Raw genomic sequence first — 24,098 nt, 5'->3', positions numbered from 1 at the left:
GTAAGCAACATGAAGATCGAAGCACCCCTCCACGATCAGCGAAAACGGCTGGACATCAAGTACGACAACGTGGCTGGGCACGGGTTCTTCCGATGGCTCTCTCAGCACTACAACGCAGCCACAATCGTGGTGGAGTGCAAGAACTACACCGGCGATCCAGCCAACCCCGAACTGGACCAGCTCATAGGACGCTTCTCAAACGATCGAGGGCGGATCGGTTTGCTCGTCTGCCGAAAAATAGAAAACCGAGACCTCTTCGCCAAGCGTTGTCGGGATACGGCCCAAGACGGGAACGGCTACATCATCGCCCTGGACGATGATGACCTACGAACGCTAGCAACATGGGTTCAGGATCATACGTCGAGCAGTCAATCACTGCGAGCCGACTACCCCTTGCTTCGGGAGCGCTTTGGATACCTGATTGGCGAGAGCTGACGATCCATGTCCTGCCCGCGAGGAGAACCACTTGGTGTTGTGAGACCACTCCAAACCCGGGTGACCGATCCCACGCGACAATAAAACGCCTCCACGAATCGTCGAACTTCACATAACTGCATTTTGCCGCGTTCTACGAAAAACGACAGTCGTGCCATTACCGGCGGTTGCGCTTCCTAATGCCCTTACCGGAAACAATTGCCATTGCCGCGCCCAGCGTCCCCGTGACGATTCCTGTCCACCCGCCCCCGGTGCTTCCTCGGCGAATAGTGCGATTACCGCCGTCCCAAGGACGAGTGCCCCCACGGTCCCGCGAACAATCATGACCCACAAGGCAATGAGGATCAAAGCGGCAGTGGTTTTTTGGTCTCCGTTGCGCGGGTCCGAACCATGGGGAGACCAGGGATATTTGCGCTGACGTAGCGTTCTTAACGCTTTGTTTTGCGACTGCTCATCGTGGACTTACTCACAGCGAGCATCGACCCCACCATCACCAGTGACCTGTTGTGTTCACCGATTGGTCGTGTCCTTGCCGCATGGCCCTGCAGGCGTAAATCCAGTACTCCACTGTGTAGCCGTTTCAAACTGTCGCTGGCGCTACGATCGCACAATTCCGGGGACACTACGGTTCACATACTAACTATGCAGGGGGACTCGGCACCGGCCGCCAGAACACCGGAACCTTTAGACGCGATCTAGAACCCGGCAACGACCTTAACGGTCCATCTCCAACCAATGCGTCGCTCAACGGCAGGTCCTCAAAGTGTCTGTACAGCCGTATAGCCTGTCGAAAGAATCGGAACATGGGAATCTTGGAGGATCTGGTGGCTACCTTCTACTTCGACGCGGCAGGAAATCCAGTTGCGTTCAAGACTCAATCTGAAAGTAAGTTTTTGTTCGACCTGAACGGGACTTGGATTGGTTGGTTTCCATGGGGAGACGGCGACGCTGTTGATAAGGATGGTGACTATTTGGGCAGTGCTGTTGAAAACAGGCTGCTGTATCGAACGTCTCAACCTTATCGGGGGTACCCGGGTCACCCCGGGTACCCAGGCTTTGCAGGATATCCGGGTTATCCCGGATTTGCGGGCTATTTCGCGTTCGGCGCTGGGTATGCTGAGATTCCTAAAAATCGGTTAAAAGGCTAAGAAAATCCGCCAATATGTGATGTCTCGGGGCATCGGTGACTGTTCCAGTGTCTGCAGCTATTTTCGGAAGCGGGCGCAGCCTTGCGGATGCCCACGTACGCGGTGCCTTCCTACGGCCAGAGGTACTCCGCGATGATCTCGCAGTCGGTGCTGGCGAAGACGATCCATGAAACCGAAGATGACCTAAATGACGATGAAAGTTTCGGTTTCGCGCGGCCGCGGAAAGCTTGTCGTTGAGCATGGTCGCAGTGGGCTAGCGGATGACCTTGGCTGGAGCACCAGCCCGCGTTGCTGGTGTATTCAGTGCGATCGTTGGCGAATAAAGCATGTACGTCCTGCTGTCCGCGATTGTGCCATCGAGCAAACGCTTGATGCCGATTTGCCAATGCGGTCGAAACTTTGCCAACTTACCCTTTGATATTAGTCAACTTAGGTTTGAGCTGTGTGTCTGGCGTGCAACTTGCTTGACTACCGCTAAATTAAAGTGAGTAACTCGAAAAAATCGAGACTTCGTGACTAGTCAAGAGACAAAGTGCTTACAAAAATCGTTTCAATAGAAAACCTCGGCTTACTCCACGATTCTGGAACAACGTCCACTTTTACACCTCAAACGGTAATTTATGCAGACAACGGTCGTGGAAAGTCAACCCTGTGCTCACTAATCAGGTCCCTTCAAACCGGGGACACTACGGACGTTTCCCGACGCCGCACAATTGATCGCGTGGATCCTGTTGCAGCCAAGATCTTGTTCAACTTCGGCCCCGCTATTAGTCAGCTCAAAAATGATGTTTGGGACCAAACTCGTCCAGATATAAGAGTATTCGACGCAATTTTCGTACGTGACAACGTTTATTCTGGCGCTGCCGTGGAGAGCCTACACAGAAGAAATCTCCTTAACTTTGCGCTGGGTGACGCTGCAGTAGCAGAGCTCAAACGAGAGGAATTAGCGACTCAGGAGCTCAAGGATTCAAGGGACAACGTACGTGATACAGAAGTCGCGCTAGCACCGCACCATTCCGGAATAACGCTCAATCAGTTCAGAGAAATTTCGCAAAGTGTCAATGTCGAATCAGAGATCCAATCGGCTCAATTAGCGCTCAAAGCTTCGCGAAACAATACCGCCATTCAAGCACGTCTTGGTCCTAGCAACCTATCAATCCCGACGTGGGAGCCCAGTGAAGTACTCAACGCATTGGCGTCGGGGCTACCAACGCTGCATGCAGAAGCAGAATCCCTCGTCCGTGAAAAAGTGGAGGAAGCGCACGGCCACGGATTCGAAAGTTGGCTTCGGGAAGGCACAAAATTCGAGCAACGCGATAAATGCCCTTACTGTAATCAGACCATCACCGGACTGGATCTCATTGATGCTTACCGACAGTACTTTGATGATTCGTATCAGAAGCATCTCGAAAATTTGGAAACAGCCATCTCAGAATACGAATTCGTCTTTGCGCAACCGTTGCTGCCAGCCTTGTCCGCAGAGCTCGCAATCCAACAAGCGCGTATTGACGCATGGAATGAACTCAACTTTGACGACAAGGTCACATTCGATGCAGAAATACTTCAAGTGCATGTGGAGTTCATTGAAAAGAACATAGGACTGTTGATCCAGGCCAAGCGGAACAATCCGCTCGCGCCCGTCACATCGATCGTAATTCGAGAAGCAGTCCTATCCACGTGGAAGCTGATTATGGACGGTATCAAGGCGACCAACAGTCGGCTGTCAAAAATTTCCGAACAGATTGACGCGTATAAAGCAACTCTCGAAGTCCGAAGCGAATCGTCTCTTCTCGAAGAGATAGTTCATCTCAATCGCGCAAAAAATCGCTGGGAACCGGCGGTTGTTGACCTGTTCGTTCGTCTTTCGGATGCTAAAGCAGCTACGGATAAAGCTGAAGAAGAACAAGAGGCAGCGCGCGCTAACCTACGAAAAATAATGAATGAAACTTTATCGATTTATCAAGTAGCTATTAACGAAATTTTGGTTAGGTTTGGCGCAGATTTTTCAATCGTCGCAATGAAGCCGAATTTTCGAGGTTCTTCTCCTCAATCAGAATATGCAATTGAGCTACGAAGTAAGCAAGTCCCGCTCAAAAATGACATGGGCCCGGACTTTGATTCTGCTTTGAGTGAGGGTGACAAGCGCACCTTGGCTTTCGCCTTCTTTGTGGCGTCACTCCTGCGCGATTCGTTGAGAGGAGACCGCATAGTAGTGGTCGATGATCCAATGTCAAGTATGGACAACGGAAGAAGATTCCAGACTGCGGAGATACTGCTTGAGATTTCCAGGCAGGTACGCCAACTGATATTGACAGGGCATGATCCCGTTTTCCTTCGTATGTTCCGGGATAGGATCAAACGGGACGACAAATCATCTTCTGTGTCAGAACTTGGACTAACATATGGTTCCAATGGATACAGTCGGTGGGAACAAGTCTCACTTGACCGGCTCTGCGAAACCGATTATCTGACGAAACACAGAGAAGTTTCTGAGCACCTTCGCTCTGGTAGCCATGACGCTACGGTAATCGGAAGTCATCTGCGTCCTCTCTTGGAAGGTTACCTTCATCGACGTTTCCCAACAGAAATCCCGGAGGGGCATCTTCTAGGCGAAGCAATCACACGGATTCGCGCATCGAATTCTGTCCCATTGATTTACGCGCATTCGGTCGTGGATGAGATTGAGGCACTTAATACATTCGCTGGCAACTTCCACCACTCGACCAATTCTGGGTACGCAATGCCGTTGCCTTCTCCGACTGAGATCAGACAACATGCGCAGCGTACGTTGGATGTCATTCACGGAAAACCCTGAATTGTCGGTAACGATGCGGCGTCGGCGAACTTACCCTTCGAACTTTCTTGAAGGGTAAGTTTGCCGACGCCGCAAAGGTTGAATGAAGGAGTCGTTACGACTGGCCTCGGAGAACGGCTTCGAAATTGATGTCGGTGAACGTTTGGTCGGATCAGCATGACTACCCAATGCTGGTGGCGGTGGCCCCTGACTTAGTAGCCGTTGGTGCAGTTGGTCTCGACAATGGACCGCACCCGTTGGCGCGTAATCGGAGGCTTCACTTGCTACTTCCTGTTCACTGGTGTATCCGCGATGTGCAACCTCCAGCGGGCGTGTACCTCCTGCGGCTTAAATACCGGGACCCGATGTTTGGTTCTGTAGGAGCAGCTGCCATTACGGTGCGGTGTGCAGAACTGCACCTTTCCCGGATTCCCGGTAGTCTTATACGTGGTTCTCCGTGTATTGCGGAAAACCACAACAAACAATTACTCCCCGGACCACGCACAGCAGGTCCACGCCGCGTAGATCGCGGTCCTCGGTAGTGGCTTTCGCTCAGGTATCTACCCATAGCGCGAGTCTCGATCGAAGACCAGATCCGGGCAAGGAACACCAGCACGCTTGTGTCTTGGGAGCGATCGAAAGGAAAGCCCCCACATGGAGGGTCCAGAAATTCAATTCGCAGAGGCCGTGATCGACAACGGTCGGTACGGCAAGCGCGTTATCCGCTTCGAAACCGGCCGTCTGGCCCAGCAGGCTGCAGGTGCAGCCATGGTCTACATCGACGAAGACACCGCACTCCTCTCGGCAACCACCGCCGGCAAGCACCCGCGCGAGGGCTTCGACTTCTTCCCGCTGACCGTGGACGTCGAGGAGCGCATGTATGCTGCCGGCCGCATCCCGGGCAGCTTCTTCCGCCGCGAAGGTCGCCCGTCGACCGAAGCCATCCTGGCTTGCCGCCTGATGGACCGCCCGCTGCGCCCGGCCTTCGTCAAGGGCCTGCGCAACGAGGTCCAGATCGTGGTCACCGTTCTGGCGATCAACCCGGACGAGCTCTACGACGTGGTGGCCATCAACGCTTCCTCGATGTCGACCCAGCTCTCGGGCCTGCCGTTCTCCGGCCCGATCGGCGGCGTCCGCGTTGCCCTGGTTGACGACGGAAACGGTGCCCAATGGGTTGCCTTCCCGAAGCACAGCCAGCTGGAAAACGCCGTGTTCAACATGGTTGTTGCCGGCCGCATCGCCGGCGACGACGTTGCCATCATGATGGTCGAGGCCGAGGCCACCGACAACTCCTGGAACCTCATCAAGGAACAGGGCGCCACCGCCCCGACCGAAGAGGTTGTTGCCCAGGGCCTTGAGGCTGCAAAGCCGTTCATCAAGGCACTGTGCGAGGCACAGGCAGACCTGGCAGCCCGCGCCGCCAAGCCGACCGTCGAGTTCCCGGTCTTCCGCGACTTCGAGGACGACGCCTACGCAGCCGTCGAGGCCAAGGCCACCGCCAAGCTCACCGAGATCTACCAGATCGCCGGTAAGCAGGAGCGCGACAACGCTTCTTCCGCCTTCAAGGACGAGGTCGTTGCCGAGCTCGCCGCCGAGGGAACCGCCTTCGAGACCCGCGCAGGCGAGATCTCCAAGGCCTTCGGCGCGGTCACCAAGCAGGTCGTGCGCCAGCGCATCCTGACCGACCAGATCCGCATGGACGGCCGCGGCCTGTCCGACATCCGCAAGCTCACCGCCGAGGTCGAGGTTCTTCCCCGCGTCCACGGTTCGGCGATCTTCGAGCGTGGCGAAACCCAGATCATGGGCGTCACCACCTTGAACATGCTCAAGATGGAACAGCAGATCGACTCGTTGTCGCCGGTAACGCGCAAGCGCTACATGCACAACTACAACTTCCCGCCGTACTCCACCGGTGAGACCGGCCGCGTGGGTAGCCCCAAGCGCCGCGAAATCGGCCACGGTGCACTTGCAGAGCGCGCCATCATGCCGGTGCTGCCGTCGCGTGAGGAATTCCCGTACGCCATCCGCCAGGTCTCCGAGGCGCTGAGCTCCAACGGCTCGACCTCCATGGGCTCGGTCTGCGCATCGACCCTGTCGCTGCTGAACGCCGGTGTGCCGCTGCGCGCAGCCGTCGCCGGCATCGCCATGGGCCTGGTGTCCGACGAAGTTGACGGCCAGACCCGCTACGCGGCCCTGACCGACATCCTCGGCGCCGAAGACGCCATGGGCGACATGGACTTCAAGGTTGCAGGTACCTCCGAGTTCATCACCGCCATCCAGCTTGACACCAAGCTCGACGGCATCCCGGCATCGGTCCTGGCAGCTGCGCTTACCCAGGCCCGCGAAGCCCGTCTGCACATCCTCAATGTCCTGAACCAGGCCATTGACACCCCGGACGAGCTCTCCACCTACGCTCCGCGGATCATCTCCGTGAAGATCCCCGTAGACAAGATCGGCGAGGTCATCGGCCCGAAGGGCAAGATGATCAACCAGATCCAGGAGGATACCGGAGCGGATATCTCCATCGAGGACGACGGAACCGTCCTCATCGGCGCCACCAACGGGGAGTCGGCAGAAGCCGCACGCTCCGCGGTGAACGCCATCGCCAACCCTCAGGTTCCTGAGATCGGCGAGCGTTACCTCGGCACCGTCGTGAAGCTGACCACCTTCGGTGCGTTCGTTTCGCTGACCCCGGGCAAGGATGGCCTCTTGCACATCTCCGAGCTGCGCAAGCTCGCCGGTGGCAAGCGCGTGGACGACGTCGAAGACGTTGTCTCCGTGGGCCAGAAGCTGCAGGTCGAAATCACCAAGGTCGACGATCGTGGAAAGCTTTCGCTTGCCCCGGTTGTTGCCGAGGATGAGCTCGTCGAAGCCGCTGAGTAGTCAGACCCTAGTCTTCTAGGCTAAGAATCCCGGCCCACCACTTGGTGGGCCGGGATTTTTCTATGCCCAGACGGCTGATACTCGGCGGTCTTTCGGCGCGGGGGAGCGAGCGGTGAGAGACCGCTCATGTGTTGGCAGTGATTGGATGGCCCTGTGGAAGAATGGGGTAATGCCTTTCGCGTGCCACTGCGCGCGATTCACCCATTGCTCCGCAGTCAAACCAGGCGGACAGTAAGGATGTTTTCTGTGGTCATGATTCCCCTGCCGCTCAACGGCTTTGGAATGTCTCCCGCACCGGCGGGGGAGCGGGGCGTCGCCGACGCCACGGCCCCGATCGAGGCGGGGGACACCACCATCGTCCACGGCGAGGTCGGTGGCGCGCTGGTGCGCCGCTCGGTCCTGCCAGGTGGCGTTCGCGTGCTGACCGAGGCCATGCCCGGCCAGCGTTCGGCCACCATCGGCTTCTGGGTGGCCGTCGGGTCCCGCGACGAGCAGGACGGCCAGCACGGTTCCACCCACTTCCTGGAGCACCTGCTGTTCAAGGGCACCAAGCGCCGCACGGCGCTGGAAATCGCCTCTGCATTCGACGAGGTCGGCGGCGAGTCGAACGCGGCCACGGCGAAGGAAAGCACCTGCTACTTCGCCCGCGTGCTGGACTCCGATCTGCCCATGGCCATCGATGTCATTGCCGACATGGTCACCTCCGCGGTGATCGATCCCAATGAACTCGAGCAGGAACGCGACGTGATCCTCGAAGAGATTGCGATGGACGCGGATGATCCGGGAGACGTCGCGCACGAGCGCTTCGTCGAGGCCGTCATGGGCCACCACTCCCTGGGCCGCCCCATCGGCGGCACCCCCGAGGCCATCACCGGCATCGGCCGCGACGCAGTCTGGGAGCACTACCGGCGCTTCTACACCCCCGACGAGCTTGTCATCACCGCCGCGGGCTCGCTGGACCACGACGAGGTCTGCGACCTGGTCCTCAAGGCCCTGCGCACCGCGGGCTGGGAGCTGGAGGAAGGTGCCTCGCCGGTGCCCCGCCGCGCCACGGTGCCGGTGGAAATCACCGGCTCCGAGCGCATCGACGTGATCCGCCGCCCGGTCGAGCAGGTCAACATCATCATGGGCTGCCCGGGCATCGTGGCCACCGACGAGCGCCGGCACGTGATGAGCGTGCTCAACGCGATCCTCGGCGGCGGGATGTCCTCGCGACTGTTCCAGGAGATCCGCGAGAAGCGCGGGCTGGTGTACTCCACCTACTCGTTCTCCGCCGCGTACTCCGACGCCGGCTACTTCGGCATGTACGCCGGCTGCGCCCCGGCCAAGACCGAGCGCGTGATCAAGCTGCTGGGCGAAGAGCTGGACAAGCTTGCGGCGGACGGCATCACCGACGAGGAGCTGCGCAAGGCAGTCGGCCAGCTCTCCGGAGGCATGGTGCTGGCCCTGGAGGATCCGGGATCGCGCATGTCGCGCCTGGGCCGTGCCGAGCTGGTCACCGGCGTCTTCCACGACATCGACGAGTCGCTGGCCCGCGTCAAGGCCGTCACTCCGGCACAGGTGCAGGAACTGGCGGCGCTGCTGGCCTCGCGTCCGCGCACCATCACCGTGGTGGGGCCGTTCGACAGCCCGGCCGACTTCGGCATGTAAGGCGAATCGACACTCTGCCTTCAGGGACCGCCCTTTTCCCGTTTCGGGACGAGGGCGGTCCTTTTTTGTGTTCCGGGAGACGAATCCAACCGCTTATCTCCAAATTGCCACCGTTCGTCTTGGTTCATCAGGGCGTAACGGACAATTGGCCCCCGGACGTGGGACGTAACGTAGGATGGGTGCCTTGTGACACTAGTCACGCTCGCATTCGATCACTCGCACGAGAAAATGGGGCCTATTCCTATGGACGATCTCGCAACACTCCTCGGTGACATCAGTAGCGTCATCTGGGGACCCTTCATGCTGATCCCGCTGCTGCTTGGCACCGGGCTTTACCTGACCTTCCGCCTGGGCGGACTGCAATTCCTCAAGCTCGGGGTCGCGCTGCGCCTTGGGCTGCTCAAGCGCAAGGACGCCGGGTCCGAGGGAGACATCTCCCAGTTCCAGGCGTTGACCACCGCACTGGCCGCCACCGTCGGAACCGGAAACATCGTCGGCGTGGCCACGGCCATCGGCATCGGCGGCCCCGGAGCCCTGTTCTGGATGTGGGTCACCGGCCTGCTCGGCATGGCTTCTAAGTACTCCGAGGCCTACCTGGGTGTGCGCTACCGCGGCACCGACGCCGCGGGGGAGAAGTCCGGCGGACCGCAGTACTACCTGGAGCGCGGCATCAGGGGCCCCTTCGGCAAGTTCCTGGCCCTGTTCTTCGCCATCGCCGCAACGCTGGCCTGCTTCGGCATCGGCAACATGACCCAGGGCAACTCGATCGCGGCCAACCTGGAGAACTCCTTCAACGTCCCGACCTGGACCACCGGCCTGGTGCTCACCGTCCTGGCCATGATTGTCCTGGTGGGCGGCATCAAGTCCATCGGCAAAGTCACCGCCGGCTTCGTGCCGATCATGATCGTCTTCTACGTCGCTGCCGCCATCTACATCCTGATCGCCAACGTCGGTGCGATCCCGGCGGCCATCGGCCAGATCTTCACCGAGGCCTTCACCGGCACCTCCGCGGTCGGCGGCTTCGCCGGTTCGGCCATCATCATTGCCGTGCAGTTCGGCGTGGCCCGCGGCATCTTCTCCAACGAGTCGGGCATGGGCTCGGCGGCCATCGCCGCCGCGGCGGCCCAGACCACCCACCCGGTGCGCCAGGGCCTGGTCTCCATGACCCAGACCTTCATCGACACCATCATCGTGGTCACCTGCACCGGGCTGGTCATCATCACCACCGGTGCCTGGAACTACGTCGACCCGGAAACCGGCGAGCAGATCTCCGCATCGCTTATGACAGGCCACGCCTTCACCTTCGGCCTGCCGGGCCAGTGGGGGCACTGGATCGTGACCATCGGCCTGGTCATGTTCGCCTTCTCCACCATCCTGGGCTGGTCCTACTACGGTGAGCGCAACATCGAGCGCCTCCTCGGACGCAAGGCGGTCATGCCGTTCCGCGTGGTCTTCTCGCTGGTCGTCTACGTGGGCTGCACCACCCAGCTCACCGCCGTGTGGAACTTCTCCGACATGATGAACGGGCTGATGGCCATCCCGAACCTGATCGGCCTGCTGATCCTCTCCGGCATGATTGCCCGCGAGACCCGCTGGTACCTCAAGCACGACCCGAAGCTCGAGGCCACCAAGGACGACATCGAGCAGTTCATGAAGGACCGCCCGGGCTGGGCGGACTGGAAGGCCGGGGACGTCATGGGCTCCAGCCGCATGTCCAACCTCGAGCGGGACGCCGTGGGCGACCGCAGCTAGCGGTACCCTGCCGTAACGGCGAAGGCGGTCCGCTTTTCGGGAATTCCCGGAAAGCGGACCGCCTTCTTTTTGCCTGGGGGTGCTTAGCCGCCGGCGAAGGGCGGGAGCACGTCCAGCTGGTCGCCGGGGCGCAGGGCACGGGCGTGGTCCTGTTCGCTCACGCCGTTGACCAGGAAGCTGCAGCGGCCCAGCACGGTGCCCAGCGAGGTGGTGCGGCGCAGCAGCGGCCCGTCGGGGACCGCAGTGGCGGGGGTGCGGGCGGCCAGGTGCTCGAGCACGCTGCCGAGCGTGGCGCCGGGCAACTGAAGCAGGTCGAGTCGTTCCTCGGTGGTGCCGGCGGCCTGGGCGGCGGCGGCGAAGTATCGAATGCGCATTATCCTCCGATGGCGCTCATGGAGCGGTCCGATTGTACAAAGTCCTTGGAGCCGAGCCCGGTGTGGTCCATGCCGTGGGCCCGCGGCTTGCCCCACATCGCGGCGCGCCAGCGCTCGGCGATCGCCCGATCATCGGAGCCGTCGCGCAGCAGCGCGGAGAGGTCGGTTTCCTCGCGGGAGAACAGGCAGCTCATGACCTTGCCCTCGGCGGTGATGCGGGTGCGCTTGCAGTCGGAGCAGAAGGGCTCGGAGACCGAGGCGATGATGCCCACTGCGCCCAGGATCGTCTCCGGGTCCGCGTGGGTGGAGACCAGGAAGCGTTCGGCCGGTGCGCCGTCGCGCGGTCGGGTGTCGGGGGAGAGGCGGAAGCGGGTTTGCAGGTAGGCGCGCAGGTCCGCGGCGGTGACCATGTTGTCCTTGCGCCACACGTGGTCGGCGTCCAGCGGCATCTGCTCGATGAAGCGCAGCTCCAGGCCGCGCTCCAGGGCCCAGGCCAACAGCTCGGGTGCCTGCTCGTCGTTGATCCCGCGCATCAGGACCGCGTTGATCTTCACCGGCGCCAGCTCGGCGGCCAGGGCGGCGTCGATGCCGGCGAAGACCGAGTCAATGTGGTCGCGCCGGGTGAGCTTGGCGAAGGTCTCGGCGTGCAGGGTGTCGAGGGAGACGTTGATGCGGGTGAGCCCGGCCTCCTTGAGCGCGGCGGCCTTCTTGGCCAGCCCCACCCCGTTGGTGGTCAGCGAGACCGGCAGCTCCGGGTGCTCGGCCCGGACCGCGGCGATGATCTGGGCCAGGTCCACGCGGACCAGGGGTTCTCCGCCGGTGAGGCGCAGTTCGCGCACGCCGAGGTCGCGGACGCCGATGCGCACGATCCGGGTGATTTCCTCCAGGGTCAGCAGCTTGGACTTGGGCAGCCAGGCCAGCCCGTCGGCGGGCATGCAGTAGGTGCAGCGCAGGTTGCACTTGTCGATCAGGGAGATGCGCAGGTCGGTGGCCTGCCGGCCGAACCTGTCGCTGAGTCCGGGGGAGTCTGCGGGTGCCGGGGTGAGGATGGTGGGCATGGGCAGGCTGACGGTGCTGCGGGGTGTTTCTGTGTTCGTCGCCATATATCGAGGGTAGTCCAAGGCAGGTGACATTGCCCCGTATGTGGCGCCGCCCTTCGCGGACAGCGCATTGCAGGAGTACTCGTTCCATGGGACATCGGTGACGGGGCCCGGCCGCCTCCTGCATAAATGAGCGCGGCACCCGGACCCCGACCTAGGATGGAAGGCATGAGACCACCATTTCGCCGCAGTGTCCGCGGGCACCTGGAAGCCATTGAGGATTTGTTGGCGCCCGCGCTGCGGGGTGCCGGCAGCGAGCCCGTGGAGCTGGGCCGGGCGCTGGGCCGGACCCTGGCCGGCGACCTGGTGGCCCCCCGCGCATTGCCGCCCTGGGACAACTCCCAGATGGACGGGTACGCGGTGCACTCAAGCGACCTGGGTTCCGGCCCGTTGCGGGTCGTCGCCCCCATCGCCGCGGGCCAAAGTGCCGAGGCACTGGTACGGGGGACGGCCGCGCCGATCATGACCGGTGCCCCGATGCCTGCGGGGGCCAACACGGTCATACCCATCGAGGCGGCGGACCCCGACCGCTTTCCCACCACCGCCGAGCTCTCCGCGGGATTCACCGTGGGGCTGCCGGACTCGAGTCCTGTGGGCAACTACGTGCGTGCCCGCGGCAGCGACATCGCCGAGGGTGCGCCGGTCCTGGGGATAGGAACCCGGCTGGGCCCCACGGCCTTGGGCGTGGCCGCGGGACTGGGCCTGGCCGAGCTGCAGGTCTTCGCCCGGCTCCGGGTGCTGCTGCTGTCCACCGGGGACGAGCTGGTGGCCCCGGGCGGGGAGCTGGGACCGGGGCAGATCCACGACGCCAACACCACGCTGCTGCACTCGGCGCTGCAGGCCGCCGGGTGCGACGTCACGACCGCGGGCGTGCTGGACGACTCGCCGGCGGATTTCACCTCCTCCCTCTCCGCCGCGCTGCAGGCCGGCGGGCAGCCCTATCACCTGGTGCTCAGCAGCGGGGGGATCTCCAAGGGGGCCTTCGACGTGGTCAAGGCGGTGCTCGGCGAGCACGGCATTGACTTCGGCTCCGTGGCCATGCAGCCGGGAGGGCCCCAAGGCTCCGGAACCCTTACCCTGCCCGGGTGCGCACCGGTGGCCTTCATTGCGCTTCCCGGGAACCCGGTCAGCGCCTACGTCAGCTTCGAGATGTTCATCCGCCCGGTGCTGGCCGCGGGCCTCGGCCTGCCCGAACGCGTCCTGACTACCGCCACGCTCACCGAGGACCTGGAATCGGTTCCCGGCAAGCTGCAGGTACGCCGTGGAAGCCACACAGGCGGCACCGTCACGCCCGTCGGCGGTTCCTCCTCGCACCTCCTGGCCGCATTGGCCGCCAGCAACGCCCTCATCCTCATTGACGAAGACACCACCACCCTGCCCGCGGGAAGCGACGTGCAGGCACTGATCATTGGAGACGGCTCATGAGCCAACAGGAAACACCCGAACCTTCCGGCGGGAAGCTCTCGCACGTGCGCGCCGACGGCAGCGCCCACATGGTCGATGTCAGTGCCAAGGCCGAAACCAGCCGGGAAGCCACCGCCGAGGCCTGGGTGCACACCACCGAAGAGGTCATGGCCCTGGTTTCCTCTTCGGGAATGCCCAAGGGGGACGCGCTCGCCGTGGCCCGCATCGCCGGGATCATGGGAGCCAAGAAAACCTCCGAGCTGATCCCGCTGTGCCACCCGCTGCCGATCTCCAAGGTGACGGTCGACTTCGAGCTGGACGCCGTGGACCGCGTGCGCATCCTTGCCACGGTGAAGACCCGCGGGGTCACCGGGGTCGAGATGGAGGCGCTGACCGCGGTGAGCACCGCGGCCCTGGCCCTGTATGACATGATCAAGGCCGTCGACAAGCATGCAAGCATCACCGACATGCGCGTGCTGGCGAAGTCCGGCGGCAAGTCCGGATCCTGGGACATCACCCCACAACAACTTCCCGACCCCGAAGGAGACATACGCGCATGAGCGCCTGCGAACCACTGGGGGCCCCACGCAAGGCCGCCATCCTGATCTCTTCCACCCGTGCCGCCCTGGGCGTCTACGAGGATGCCAGCGCCCCGGTCATTGCCGACTGGCTCCAGGAACAGAACTTCGACGTCATCCCCGCCATCGTCGTGCCGGACGGACCCTCCGTCGGCGCGGCGCTGCAGGGGCTGCTGCTGTCCAAGCCGAGCGTCATCATCACCTCCGGCGGCACCGGGCTGAGCCCCGACGACATGACGCCGGAAGAAACCGAACCGCTGCTCAACCGCATGGTCCCCGGCATCATGGAGGCGCTGCGCGCCACCGGCAGGGAGAAGACCCCGATGGCCGCGCTGAGCCGCGGGCACGCGGGCATCGCCGGGGAAACGTTCATCGTGAACCTGCCCGGTTCCCCCTCCGGGGTCATGGACGGGCTCACGGTGCTGGCCCCGCTGCTCACCCACATCTGCGACCAGCTGGAGGGCCGCCATGCCCACTAGCGGGAAGCAGTCACCCGGGGAAGCGGTCTTCGCCGGCATCAGCGACACCCCCATCGACGTGGACACCGCCTGGGACGCCGTCGAGTCCGACTTCACCGGCGCCGTGGTCACCTTCGGCGGCATCGTGCGCAACCACGACGGCGGCCGCGAGGTGCTGCGGCTGACCTACAGCGCCCACCCCAGCGCCCCGGCGCGCATGGTGGAGCTCGTGGCCGAGGTCGCCTCCCGGCACCCCGGGGCCCGGCTCTGGGCCGCGCACCGGGTGGGGGAGCTGCACATCGGGGACGCCGCCCTGGTGGCCGCGGCCGCCGCGGCCCACCGCGGGGCCGCCTTCGACGCCTGCCGGGACCTGGTGGAAACCGTCAAGGCCCACGTGCCGGTGTGGAAGGAACAGTTCTTCGCCGACGGCGAGGTCGAGTGGGTGGGCAGCGCCTGAACCCGAGGCGTTCCAACAGGCGCGCGTTGTGTGGTGCGTCCTGCGCGCCGGTACCCTGAGTAGATGACCAATGCACCAGAAATTGCCCAGTGGATCCTTGACGCGATCCACAAAGAAAAGACCGTCCACCAGGAAGCCCTGGTGCCCCGCATCGCGGAGGCCTTCGGCGACGAGTGGGTCTACACGAATGAAAACGGGCATCCGGCCATCAACCGCGACGTCCTGAAGTCCCTGCGCAAGTTGCGCGACGCCTCGGTGGCCTGGAACCGCGAGGACCGCAGCTGGAACGTCGTCGACGCCAGCTAGCACGACTGAGGGGGTTGCCGGAATGCCTATGCTCCGGTGACCCCCTCTGCCGTTGTCCGTGTCTGCAATTCTAGGGACCGGCCTGTTGTGTCCGCCGTTGGCCATTTGTTTGACCCGCGTAAACCTGCAGGCCAGACGGGGGACACCCGCAGGGGAGAGGATGGGGTGCCGCCCGCCGCGGGGCGTGTCGCAGACTCGAGGAGAGCTCCCCCATGGATTTTGATCGCAGACGAATGCTCTCCGGCTCGGCCGGGGTGGGAGCCATCGCCCTGGCCGGACTGGTGGCCAGGCCCGCAGCCTCCTCCGCCGCTGCTATCCCGGCGGGCGGCAAACTTCCGACCGCCCCGAACGGTTCAGCGGACAAGATCGCCGGGGATGAGAAGTACTGGAAGCAGGTGGCCAACCACTTCAAGATGACCGATGCGACGGTCAACTTCGAAAACGGCTACTTCGGAGCAAACCCGACCAACGTGAGGACCGCCTACGCCCAGGCGACCGCTCGGATCCAGGAGGAAAACTCCTGGTTCATGCGCCGCGATTTCGGGAAAGAGATGTCGGCGGTGCGCGAGCGGATCGCTGCCGAGCTGGGATGCTCGGTCGATGAGATCGCCGTGACCCGGGGTGCCACCGAAGCGCTGCAGGCGCTCATCGGCGGGTACAACAAACTCGCACCGGGCGATGCCGTTGCCTACGCGGACTTGGACTACGACTCGATGCAATACGCGATGAACTGGCTGCGCGAGCGTCGTGGCGTCGAGGTTATCCGCACGGCCATCCCCGAGCCGGCCACCCGCCAGTCCGTCTTGGACTACTACGAGCGTCTGCTCACGGACAACCCCAAGATCAAGCTCTTGCTTCTGACCCATGTCTCGCATCGCACCGGGCTGGTCCCGCCGATCGCCGAAATCTCCGAGATGGCCGCCGCGCGCGGCGTCGACACCGTGGTCGATGCCGCCCACTCCTGGGGCCAGCTGGACTTCAACGTCGCCGACCTGAAGAGCCCGTTCATCGGCTTCAACCTGCATAAGTGGATCGGTGCCCCGTTGGGCGTAGGTTTCCTCTACATTCGCAAGGATCGGCTCGCCGACATCGACAGGCATTTCGCGGACGAGGACTACGGTGCCAATGACGTCCGCTCGCGGATCCATACCGGCACGGCCAATTCCGCGAACCTCCTCGCCGTGCCTGCCGCGTTGGACTTCCACCGTGCCGTGGGCGCCGCCAACAAGCAGGCCCGCCTGCGCCTGCTCCGGGACCGCTGGGTGCACCAGGTCCTCGACGTGCCTAACCTGCAGATCCTCACACCCGAGGATCCGGGCATGTACGGAGCCCTGACGTCGTTCCGGATCCAAGGCAACACCACCTCCGCCCAGTCCACGGCCATCACCCAGTACCTGAGCGATGAATGGGGCGTCTTCACCGTCCGCCGCGGCGGTGTGGAACGCGGCGAAGTCGTCCGCGTGACACCCGCGCTATACAACACGATGGACGACGCAGACCTCTTTGCCCGCGCCCTTCGTGCCGCCGCCTCGAGGTTCTGAAGGGGGCAGCTGCCTTGATGACGCCGGACGGGACGGCCGCGATTGGCGCGTGGTCCATCCCGTCAGTGAGTCAGTGGGTCCATGCCACACCGTGAGAGGAACAAGCATGGATTCCCGCGGCAGGGATTCAACGTTTTGTTGGGCGCTAGTTGAATGGCGTCATGGCAAGATCATGATTCGTGTACCTGGCGGCAACGTGCGGGCGCTCGCACGTTGCCGCCGCCGATCCGTCCCACTGCTCGGCCAAGGGCACGACGGAAGAGATCCCTGGGGTGGGCAGCGCCGAAATTAATGTTCATGGTTCAGGAATTGGGAATGGCCTCAAGTCATTGCACCAAGCCAAGGGCCAGCCGGACGCGGCGCACTTTTCTCCGAAGCGGTCTTGGAATAACTTCTTCCCTGTCTACGGCCCGCTACAAGATTCCCCGAGCGCATCCCCGCGATGCCAACCAAGTCGAGCAGGAATCAAGAAGCGCCCATCCGTGGCTCCGCCTAGAGTGGGTCTGGTAAAGCAGATCATTGAAAGGAAATCGCCATGAGCACCACCTTCAGCAAAGAGGAAAAGGCAGCCATGCGGGCCGCTGCAGCCGAAGCCAAGGCTTCAAAGGCCGCGGCCGACCTGGAAGCGGCGTGCCTCGCCGCCATCGGCGAGATGACCGGGACCGACCGGGAATTGGCCGAGACCCTGCACGAGTTGGTCAAGAAGCACACGGACCTCGGGGCGAAGACCTGGTACGGCATGCCGGCCTACACCAACGCCGATGGCAAGGTCGTGGTGTTCTTCCAGAGCGCCGCCAAGTTCAAGGTCCGCTACGCCACCATCGGCTTCCAGCCGGATGCGAACCTTGACGAAGGCAACTTTTGGCCGAGCTCCTTCGCGGTGACCAAGCTGAGCGCAGATGACCAGAAGCAACTGGTGGAGCTGCTGAAGAAGGCCGTCAGCTAACGCCAGCACTCGACGTGGTCACGCCCGATGCGGTGCCGTGGCGAACAGTGGCAGGAGCACGTCGTCGACGATCTCCGCCAGCAGGTGGTCATCGAGCTCCCGGTCCTGCAACAGGACGTGGTTGCGCAGCAGGGCCGCACCCACCTCCAGCCGGGAGTCCACGATGGCTTCGGGGGAGATCTCGCCGCGCTCGGCCGCGCGGTTGAGCACCTCGGCCATCAGCTGGCGGTTGCGGCCGCGGGAGTGCATGCGGATCTCCCGCAGTTGTCCGGCCCGGGGCAGCGACTCGGCGATCAGGCCGCGCAGGGCAGCACCGGCCGGACCGCCCAGGGCCAGGGCACTCAGGCGCAGCAGGGCCATGAGGTCTTCACGCAGCGTTCCCGTATCGGGGAGGTCGCCCGGTTCCGGGGTGTGGCGATAGACCGCGTCCATGACCATGGCGGCCTTCGAGTCCCAACGCCGGTAGATGGACGCCTTGCTCGCCGAGGCCCGCGCGGCCACCGAGTCCATGCTCAGTGCGGCGTACCCGTGGGCGTCGAGTTCCTCGATCGTTGCCTGCAGGATGGCGGTGACCAGGAGTTCCCCGCGCCGACGGGGCCGGCTGCGGTGGTCCGGTGCGTTCATCGCCGCTCATCCCCGGTCTTGGCGGGCATGACCGTGCCGCGGGCGCCGTCCACGGTGACGGCCTGGCCGTCGGCGATCAGGCTTGTCCCGTTGCCCGTCCCGGTGATCGCCGGCAGCCCGTATTCCCGGGCCACGATGGCCGCATGCGAGGCGGGGGATCCGGTGTCAACCACCACCGCGGCGGCGCGCTGGAAGAGCGGCGTCCAGGCGGGATTCGTGTAGGGGCAGACCAGGACCTCGCCGTTGCCGAGCCGGTCGAAGTCCGCCGGCTCGCGGATGATCCGGGCGAGGCCGGTGGCGATGCCTGCCCCGGCCGGCGTCCCGGTAGCCAGGGCCTCGCCCGGGCTCGCGGGGAAGACCCGGGCCGGATTGATCAGCGGCACCCCGGCCAGGGCGGCCCGTGCGGCCGCGCGCCGGGCGACGAGGGCCACCAGGTGTTCGCGCTGCGCGGCATCCAAGGTGTGCGGTTCGCCGATCGCTGCGATCTCCTCCCAGCGGAGGTGGAACACCTCGAAGGGCTCCTTCAGCACCCCGGCGTCGGTGAGCCGGCGGCCGATTTCCAGCAATGAGCGGCGCAGCGTGGGCAGGGCGGCGGTGAAGTAGAAGTGTGAATCCTCGCGGAACGCGACTCCCTCCCGGGCGGCGCGCACCCAGTGTCCCACCCGCTTGCGGGCTCCGGCGGTGCGCAACAGGGGGTGGCGCAGCAATTCGTCCAGAGCGGAGGAAGAGCTGGAGGGAGGAACAGAGCGGGCGTCCGGGGCCTGGACCAGGGACTGGACCATGCCGAGCACCAGGCCGGGGGACTCGGCCAGGGTCGGCGGGGAGACGAGCAGGGGCGAGGCGGTCTCCCGTCGCCCGTACTCGGCCAGGAACCGGTCCATGGCCGCGGTGAAGTCTCCGAACCCGTTTCCCGCCTTCAACTCCTGCCAGGCCGTGGCGGCGTCCTGCGTGGCCAGCAGGGAGGCCAGTGCGGGGTCGGCGCTAACCCTCGAGGCCAGTGCGGCCAGGGCGAGGTTGGAATCCTCGGTGCGGGTCCTGGCACCGCCGAGCAGCGACGGCACCAGACGGCGGCGCCCGAGCAGGGCCGAGGCCACGGCCAGGCGGGCGACCGCCAGGCCGCTGGCGGGCAGGTAGTCGATGCGCAGGTCCCGGCAATAGGCCTGGGTGGCAAGGGCCCGCACGGGCACCGCGCACAACGCGGTCCAGTCCAGGGCCGCCAGGTCCAGCTCCTCCAGCGAGCCGACCTCGGCCAGATAAGCCAACTGCCGGGGGTCCTCCATCCACTGCGCCGGGCGGTGGCGCCGGGCCTTGCGCACCAGCTTCAGCGGGGTGAGCAGCGCCTTCGGCGTGGGTCGCGGGGAGGGCGGCACCAGTTCGACCACTACGCCGTCCAGCTCCCGCAGGTAGTTCTCGAAGGCGCCGCGCAGCCCGTAGTAGACGGCCATGTCGCGCATCAACCCGGCCGGGCCGTGCTCGAGTTGCGTGGTGACATCCAGCGGGTATGGACGCTGGGGCAGGTACTCCATAAGGATCGCCGCTTCCAACCGGTGGATCCGGTTCAGCGGCGGGGTGTCCGGCGGCAGGGCGGTCATCGCCCTGGCCTGCACGATCCAGGCCTTGCCCCGGGCCACGGCCCACTCGATGTCCTGCGGCCGGCCGAAGTGCTCGGCGATGCGCCGGGCCTCGCGTGCGAGCCCGGCCAGCTGGAGGTCCGTGAGCAGGGCGTCGCCGGTTGCGTGGCCTGCCTCGATCCTTTGCACCCCGCCGCCGTCCACCGCGCGGATCTGGACCTCGCCGCGGCCCGGGCTGCGGTCCAGCACGCGCCCCTCGGCGTCGAGGGTGTAGCGGTCCGGGGTGACCAGCCCGGAGACCACCGATTCTCCCAGGCCGGCACCGGCGTTGATGACAACCCGGTCGCGGGCGCCACTGACCGGATCGGCGGTGAACATGACACCGGCGACCTCGGGGAAGACCATCGCCTGGATGACCACGGCGATCTGCACCTCGGCCGGGTCGATGCCGCGTTCGCGACGGTAGGCGACGGCACGGTCGGTGAACAGCGAGGCCCAGCACCGGCGGACCGCGTCGAGGACCTCAGGCACGCCGATCACGTTCAGCAAGGTGTCCTGCTGGCCCGCGAAGGCCGCTCCGGGCAGGTCTTCGGCGGTGGCGCTGGATCGCACCGCCACCGGGACACGGTCGCCCAATCGGCGGTAGGCGGCGGTGATCGAATCGGCCAGCGGTGCGGGGATCGGGGTTTCCAGCAGGGCCCGGCGCAGCGCCTCGGGTTCCGGATCACCGGCGGAGTCCTCCAGCAGCGCCGGCACCCCGGCCAGCCCGGCAACGACGCCGTAGGCGGCCGTGGTCACGACGAAGCCGTCGGGGATTTCAAACCCGGCGCGCAGCAGTTCGCCCAGATTTACCGCCTTGCCGCCGGCAACGGCCAGGTCCCCGGGGCCGAGCGCGGACAGGGGCAGGATCGGGGTCAGGGGATCGGGGGCGGTGGCATTCATGGGTGCGTCCTTGGTCGTGGTGAGTGGGGGAGGGGTCGAGCTGCGCAGGTGCAGGGCGGGGAGGGCCAGGGCCAGCAGGAAGGCGAGGAACAGGATCGGGACCACGGCGAGGATCGCGGCGGGCACCGCGCCGGCGAAGGCGGCACCGGCCTGTTCGGCCAGCGGCGGCGGCAAGGAGGCCATGGCCGCCGGACCCATCGTGGCCGCACCGGGGATGCCGGGCGGGAGCCGTGAAGCGAAACCCGCCGTGATCAAGGTGCCGATCAGGGCCGCGCCGATGCTGGCTCCGATCTGCCGGCTGAACAGGACCCCCGAGGTCGCCGCCCCCAGGTCCCGGACATCGGCGGCGTTCTGGGCGGCGAGCATCACCACCTGCATGACCAGCCCGACCCCGAGGCCCAGGGTGAAGAGCAAAACCGCCAGTTCCGGCACATCCAGCTCCGCCCCGCGCACTCCGAGGGCCAGGGCGGCGACGGCCATCAGCGCCGTGCCGAATATCGGATAGCGCCGGTAGTGGCCGGTGGCAGAAATCCTGCGCCCCGAGAGGGACATGGTCAGGATGGCCCCGAGCATCGTCGCGGTGATCACCAGGCCCGCGGACACCGGGTCCAGGCCCAGGCCCAGGCGGGCCAGGGCGGGCATGTAGCTGAGAATGCCCAGCAGGGCGAAGCCCACGGTGAAACTGAGCAGCAGGGGGACCAGCACGCCGCGCCGCCGCAGCATGCCCGGCGGCAGGACAGGGTCCTCGGCGTGGCGCAGCGAGTGCGCCCACCAGGTGCCCGCGGCGGCCAGCAGGAGCAGCGACGCCGCCACCACCCAGGGCGGGGCGGCGGGGCCGGACAGCGCGCCGGCCAGTGCGACCACCGCGACGACCAGCCCGGCGAGGGCCAGGGTGCCGGCGGTGTCGAAGCGGCGCCCGGCCACGGGCCTGGGCAGGTGCACCGTGGAGTGGACCAGCACCAGGGCGGCCAGCCCCAGCGGAGCGGGCAGAAGGAAGATCCAGCGCCAGGAGAGGGCCTGGACCAGGACACCGCCGACCAGTGGACCGGCTACGGCCGGCACCAGATAGGCGACGCCGAACCAGCCCAGATAGCGGCCGCGTTCCCGCGGGCTGATCAGGTCCCCGAGGGTGGCTTGGGCGCCGATCATCAGACCTCCGCCGCCCAGGCCCTGGACCACGCGGGCGGCGGCGAACAGGGCAAAGGAACCCGATGCGGCGCAGGCCAGGGCGCCGGCCACGAACAACGCCAAGGAGGCCAACAACACCGGCTTGCGGCCGTACCGGTCACCGAGCTTGCCGCCCAGGGGCAACGCGGCGGTGACGGCCGCCAGGTAGGAGGCAATGACAAGCGGCATCAAGTGCAGCCCGCCCAATTCAGCGGCGATGTCGGGCAGCGCCGGTGTGAGCGAGGTCTGGTCCAGGGGCACCAGCACCATGGCCAGCAGCAGCCCGGGAAGTGCGCGTTGCGGAGCGGTGGTTGCCAAAGGGGCCATCCCTTTTAGAGAACGATTTGTTCTCTAAATCGTAGACCCGCTCACCGCCCGTGGCAATGGGCGGCGGTGCAGGCGCCCGTCACCGACGTGAAGTGCCCGGCAATTTCCCGATACCCTAGAAGTCATGAGTGCACCACTGAAAGTCGCCGTCCTCGGCGCATCGGGACGAATGGGAGCCGAGGCCGTCAAGGCCGTCGACGCCGCCACGGACATGGAACTTGTCGCCGCGCTGGGCCGCGGCGATTCCCTGGAAACCATCCTGGAAGCGGGTGCCACCCACGTGGTGGACCTGTCGGTCCCGGCGAGCACCGAGGCCAACGTGCGCTTCGCCGTGGAACACGGACTGCACTCGGTCGTCGGCACCACCGGCTGGGACGACGCCAAGCGCGAATCCCTCACCAACCTGCTGGCCGAACACCCCGGCACCGGTGTGCTCATCGCCCCGAACTTCGCGCTGGGCTCGGTGCTGGCCTCGGCCTTCGCCGCGACCGCTGCCCGCTACTTCGAATCGGTGGAAATCATCGAGCTGCACCACCCCAACAAGGTCGATGCGCCCTCGGGCACCGCGGTGCGCACCGCCGAACTCATTGCCGCCGAACGCGCCGCCGCCGGCGTGGCCCCGGGCCCGGACGCCACCGAAACCCAGCTGGACGGCGCCCGCGGTGCCGTGGTCGACGGGATCCACGTGCACTCGGTGCGCCTGCGCGGCCTGGTCGCCCACCAGGAGGTCCTGCTCGGCGGGGCCGGCGAGCAGCTCACGCTGCGCCACGACTCCTACGACCGCGCCTCCTTCATGCCCGGCGTGCTGCTGGGCCTGCGCACCGTCGCCTCGCGCCCGGGGCTGACCTACGGCCTTGACGGCTACCTCGAGTTGGGACGCTAGCCACACATGAAAACCAAGATCTGGGTCGGCGCCATCCTGCTGCTCTTCGTGTTCTACCTGGTTGCAGCGTTCGGCTCGGCCGTCCGCTTCATCGCCGCCGACGAACCCATCGCCAAGGTCATCGGCGTCGCCGCCCTGGTGGTCCCGCTGGTGGGCGTGTGGATCCTCATCCGCGAGGTGCTCTTCGGCGCCCGCACCCAGAAGATGGCCTCGATCCTGGCCACCGAGGGCCTGCTGCCCGAGGACAACCTGCCGCGCACCCCGTCGGGTCGCATCGTCAAGTCCGCCGCCGACGAGGACTTCGTGCAGTACAAGGAAGAAGCCGAGGCCAACCCGGTGTCCTGGAAGTCCTGGCACCGCCTGGCCCTGGCCTACGACGCCGCCGGTGACCGGCGCCGTGCCCGCGAGTCGATGCGCACGGCCATCGGCTTCTACCTGGCCGACGGCAAGTAAACAGCCCCGAGGCAAGACCGATGCCTCCTTGTGTGGTTCCACCGGAACCGCACAAGGAGGCATTTTGCTTCTCCGGGGAACCATGGCTCTGGACCTAATGCCGTGCATCGTCTTGGATGGTTCCATGGCCACCCGGTGAAGGGCGTCGGCGGGGTTCAACCGCCATTCATGCCGCATTCATTTCCCGGTGATCGAATCTGATCGGGCTCGACACCGTGCGCCACCGCGTCACGGCAGACACAGACGACCGAGGGAAATCATGAAGAAATGTGCAACGGCGGCTTTCGCCACCGTGACCTTGGCGG

The 24,098-nt window shown here is 64.9% G+C and carries 18 protein-coding genes and 1 pseudogene; 15 read left to right on the top strand and 4 right to left on the bottom strand.

Annotation, left to right across the window (positions count from 1 at the left end; all coding sequences use genetic code 11):
• From ACIPVK_RS19080 to ACIPVK_RS19055, 6 genes and pseudogenes are all read left to right on the top strand, one after another.
• Window positions 1–435, top strand: a pseudogene (locus tag ACIPVK_RS19080) (hypothetical protein); the annotation flags it as partial.
• A gap of 803 nt (window positions 436–1,238) precedes the next feature.
• Window positions 1,239–1,583: a hypothetical protein gene (locus tag ACIPVK_RS19075; RefSeq protein WP_407613558.1), complete on the top strand. Its 345-nt coding sequence runs from the start codon at window positions 1,239–1,241 to the stop codon at window positions 1,581–1,583.
• Window positions 1,584–2,304: 721 nt separating this feature from the next.
• On the top strand, window positions 2,305–4,398 hold the full coding sequence (locus ACIPVK_RS19070) for an AAA family ATPase (protein ID WP_407613557.1): 2,094 nt from the start codon (window positions 2,305–2,307) through the stop codon (window positions 4,396–4,398).
• 633 nt (window positions 4,399–5,031) lie between these two features.
• Window positions 5,032–7,260 carry a polyribonucleotide nucleotidyltransferase gene (locus ACIPVK_RS19065; protein ID WP_407613556.1) on the top strand — a complete coding sequence of 743 codons (2,229 nt, stop codon included), beginning with the start codon at window positions 5,032–5,034 and terminating at the stop codon, window positions 7,258–7,260.
• Between the two features lie 246 nt (window positions 7,261–7,506).
• Window positions 7,507–8,910, top strand: coding sequence for a M16 family metallopeptidase (locus tag ACIPVK_RS19060; RefSeq protein WP_407613555.1), 1,404 nt, complete (start codon window positions 7,507–7,509; stop codon window positions 8,908–8,910).
• Between the two features lie 243 nt (window positions 8,911–9,153).
• The gene (locus ACIPVK_RS19055) at window positions 9,154–10,662 is read left to right on the top strand and encodes an alanine/glycine:cation symporter family protein (protein ID WP_407613554.1); all 1,509 of its coding nucleotides are present in this window, start codon (window positions 9,154–9,156) and stop codon (window positions 10,660–10,662) included.
• 83 nt (window positions 10,663–10,745) lie between these two features.
• Here ACIPVK_RS19055 and ACIPVK_RS19050 read toward each other — a convergent pair whose 3' ends face one another.
• Both ACIPVK_RS19050 and moaA read right to left on the bottom strand, forming a co-directional pair.
• On the bottom strand, window positions 10,746–11,036 hold the full coding sequence (locus tag ACIPVK_RS19050) for a MoaD/ThiS family protein (protein WP_407613553.1): 291 nt from the start codon (window positions 11,034–11,036) through the stop codon (window positions 10,746–10,748).
• Complete coding sequence (moaA, locus tag ACIPVK_RS19045; protein WP_407613559.1) at window positions 11,036–12,094, bottom strand: GTP 3',8-cyclase MoaA; 1,059 nt, start codon at window positions 12,092–12,094, stop codon at window positions 11,036–11,038. The genes ACIPVK_RS19050 and moaA overlap by 1 nt, the downstream gene beginning before the upstream one ends.
• A gap of 210 nt (window positions 12,095–12,304) precedes the next feature.
• Between moaA and glp the strand changes: the two genes are divergently transcribed.
• The 7 genes from glp (at window position 12,305) to ACIPVK_RS19010 (ending at window position 17,826) form a co-directional block, all read left to right on the top strand.
• Window positions 12,305–13,561: a gephyrin-like molybdotransferase Glp gene (gene glp, locus ACIPVK_RS19040; protein ID WP_407613552.1), complete on the top strand. Its 1,257-nt coding sequence runs from the start codon at window positions 12,305–12,307 to the stop codon at window positions 13,559–13,561.
• Window positions 13,558–14,100: a cyclic pyranopterin monophosphate synthase MoaC gene (gene moaC, locus ACIPVK_RS19035; RefSeq protein ID WP_407613551.1), complete on the top strand. Its 543-nt coding sequence runs from the start codon at window positions 13,558–13,560 to the stop codon at window positions 14,098–14,100. The genes glp and moaC overlap by 4 nt, the downstream gene beginning before the upstream one ends.
• On the top strand, window positions 14,097–14,597 hold the full coding sequence (locus tag ACIPVK_RS19030) for a MogA/MoaB family molybdenum cofactor biosynthesis protein (protein ID WP_407613550.1): 501 nt from the start codon (window positions 14,097–14,099) through the stop codon (window positions 14,595–14,597). The genes moaC and ACIPVK_RS19030 overlap by 4 nt, the downstream gene beginning before the upstream one ends.
• Entirely contained in the window at window positions 14,587–15,033 is a 447-nt protein-coding gene (locus ACIPVK_RS19025) for a molybdenum cofactor biosynthesis protein MoaE (protein WP_407613549.1), read from the top strand. The genes ACIPVK_RS19030 and ACIPVK_RS19025 overlap by 11 nt, the downstream gene beginning before the upstream one ends.
• A gap of 63 nt (window positions 15,034–15,096) precedes the next feature.
• Window positions 15,097–15,339, top strand: a complete 243-nt coding sequence (locus ACIPVK_RS19020; RefSeq protein WP_407605638.1) for a DUF6953 family protein — start codon at window positions 15,097–15,099, stop codon at window positions 15,337–15,339.
• 212 nt (window positions 15,340–15,551) lie between these two features.
• Complete coding sequence (locus tag ACIPVK_RS19015; protein ID WP_407613548.1) at window positions 15,552–16,880, top strand: aminotransferase class V-fold PLP-dependent enzyme; 1,329 nt, start codon at window positions 15,552–15,554, stop codon at window positions 16,878–16,880.
• Between the two features lie 535 nt (window positions 16,881–17,415).
• Entirely contained in the window at window positions 17,416–17,826 is a 411-nt protein-coding gene (locus ACIPVK_RS19010; RefSeq protein ID WP_407613547.1) for a hypothetical protein, read from the top strand.
• An 18-nt stretch (window positions 17,827–17,844) separates the two neighbouring features.
• Here ACIPVK_RS19010 and ACIPVK_RS19005 read toward each other — a convergent pair whose 3' ends face one another.
• Both ACIPVK_RS19005 and ACIPVK_RS19000 read right to left on the bottom strand, forming a co-directional pair.
• Window positions 17,845–18,450: a TetR-like C-terminal domain-containing protein gene (locus ACIPVK_RS19005; RefSeq protein ID WP_407613546.1), complete on the bottom strand. Its 606-nt coding sequence runs from the start codon at window positions 18,448–18,450 to the stop codon at window positions 17,845–17,847.
• Window positions 18,447–22,448: an MFS transporter gene (locus ACIPVK_RS19000; protein ID WP_407613545.1), complete on the bottom strand. Its 4,002-nt coding sequence runs from the start codon at window positions 22,446–22,448 to the stop codon at window positions 18,447–18,449. Before ACIPVK_RS19000 ends, ACIPVK_RS19005 begins: the two co-directional genes overlap by 4 nt.
• A gap of 133 nt (window positions 22,449–22,581) precedes the next feature.
• Here ACIPVK_RS19000 and dapB point away from each other — a divergent pair, with 133 nt between their 5' ends.
• Window positions 22,582–23,340: a 4-hydroxy-tetrahydrodipicolinate reductase gene (dapB, locus tag ACIPVK_RS18995; protein ID WP_407613544.1), complete on the top strand. Its 759-nt coding sequence runs from the start codon at window positions 22,582–22,584 to the stop codon at window positions 23,338–23,340.
• 6 nt (window positions 23,341–23,346) lie between these two features.
• Window positions 23,347–23,793 carry a hypothetical protein gene (locus ACIPVK_RS18990; RefSeq protein ID WP_407613543.1) on the top strand — a complete coding sequence of 149 codons (447 nt, stop codon included), beginning with the start codon at window positions 23,347–23,349 and terminating at the stop codon, window positions 23,791–23,793.
• Window positions 23,794–24,098 lie beyond the last annotated feature (305 nt).

It is taken from the genome of Paeniglutamicibacter sp. MACA_103, from assembly GCF_045798555.1.
In the GTDB taxonomy this organism is placed as follows: domain Bacteria; phylum Actinomycetota; class Actinomycetes; order Actinomycetales; family Micrococcaceae; genus Paeniglutamicibacter.
Note: the sequence above shows the minus strand (reverse complement) of the source record. Positions and strands in the feature narration are given on the sequence as shown.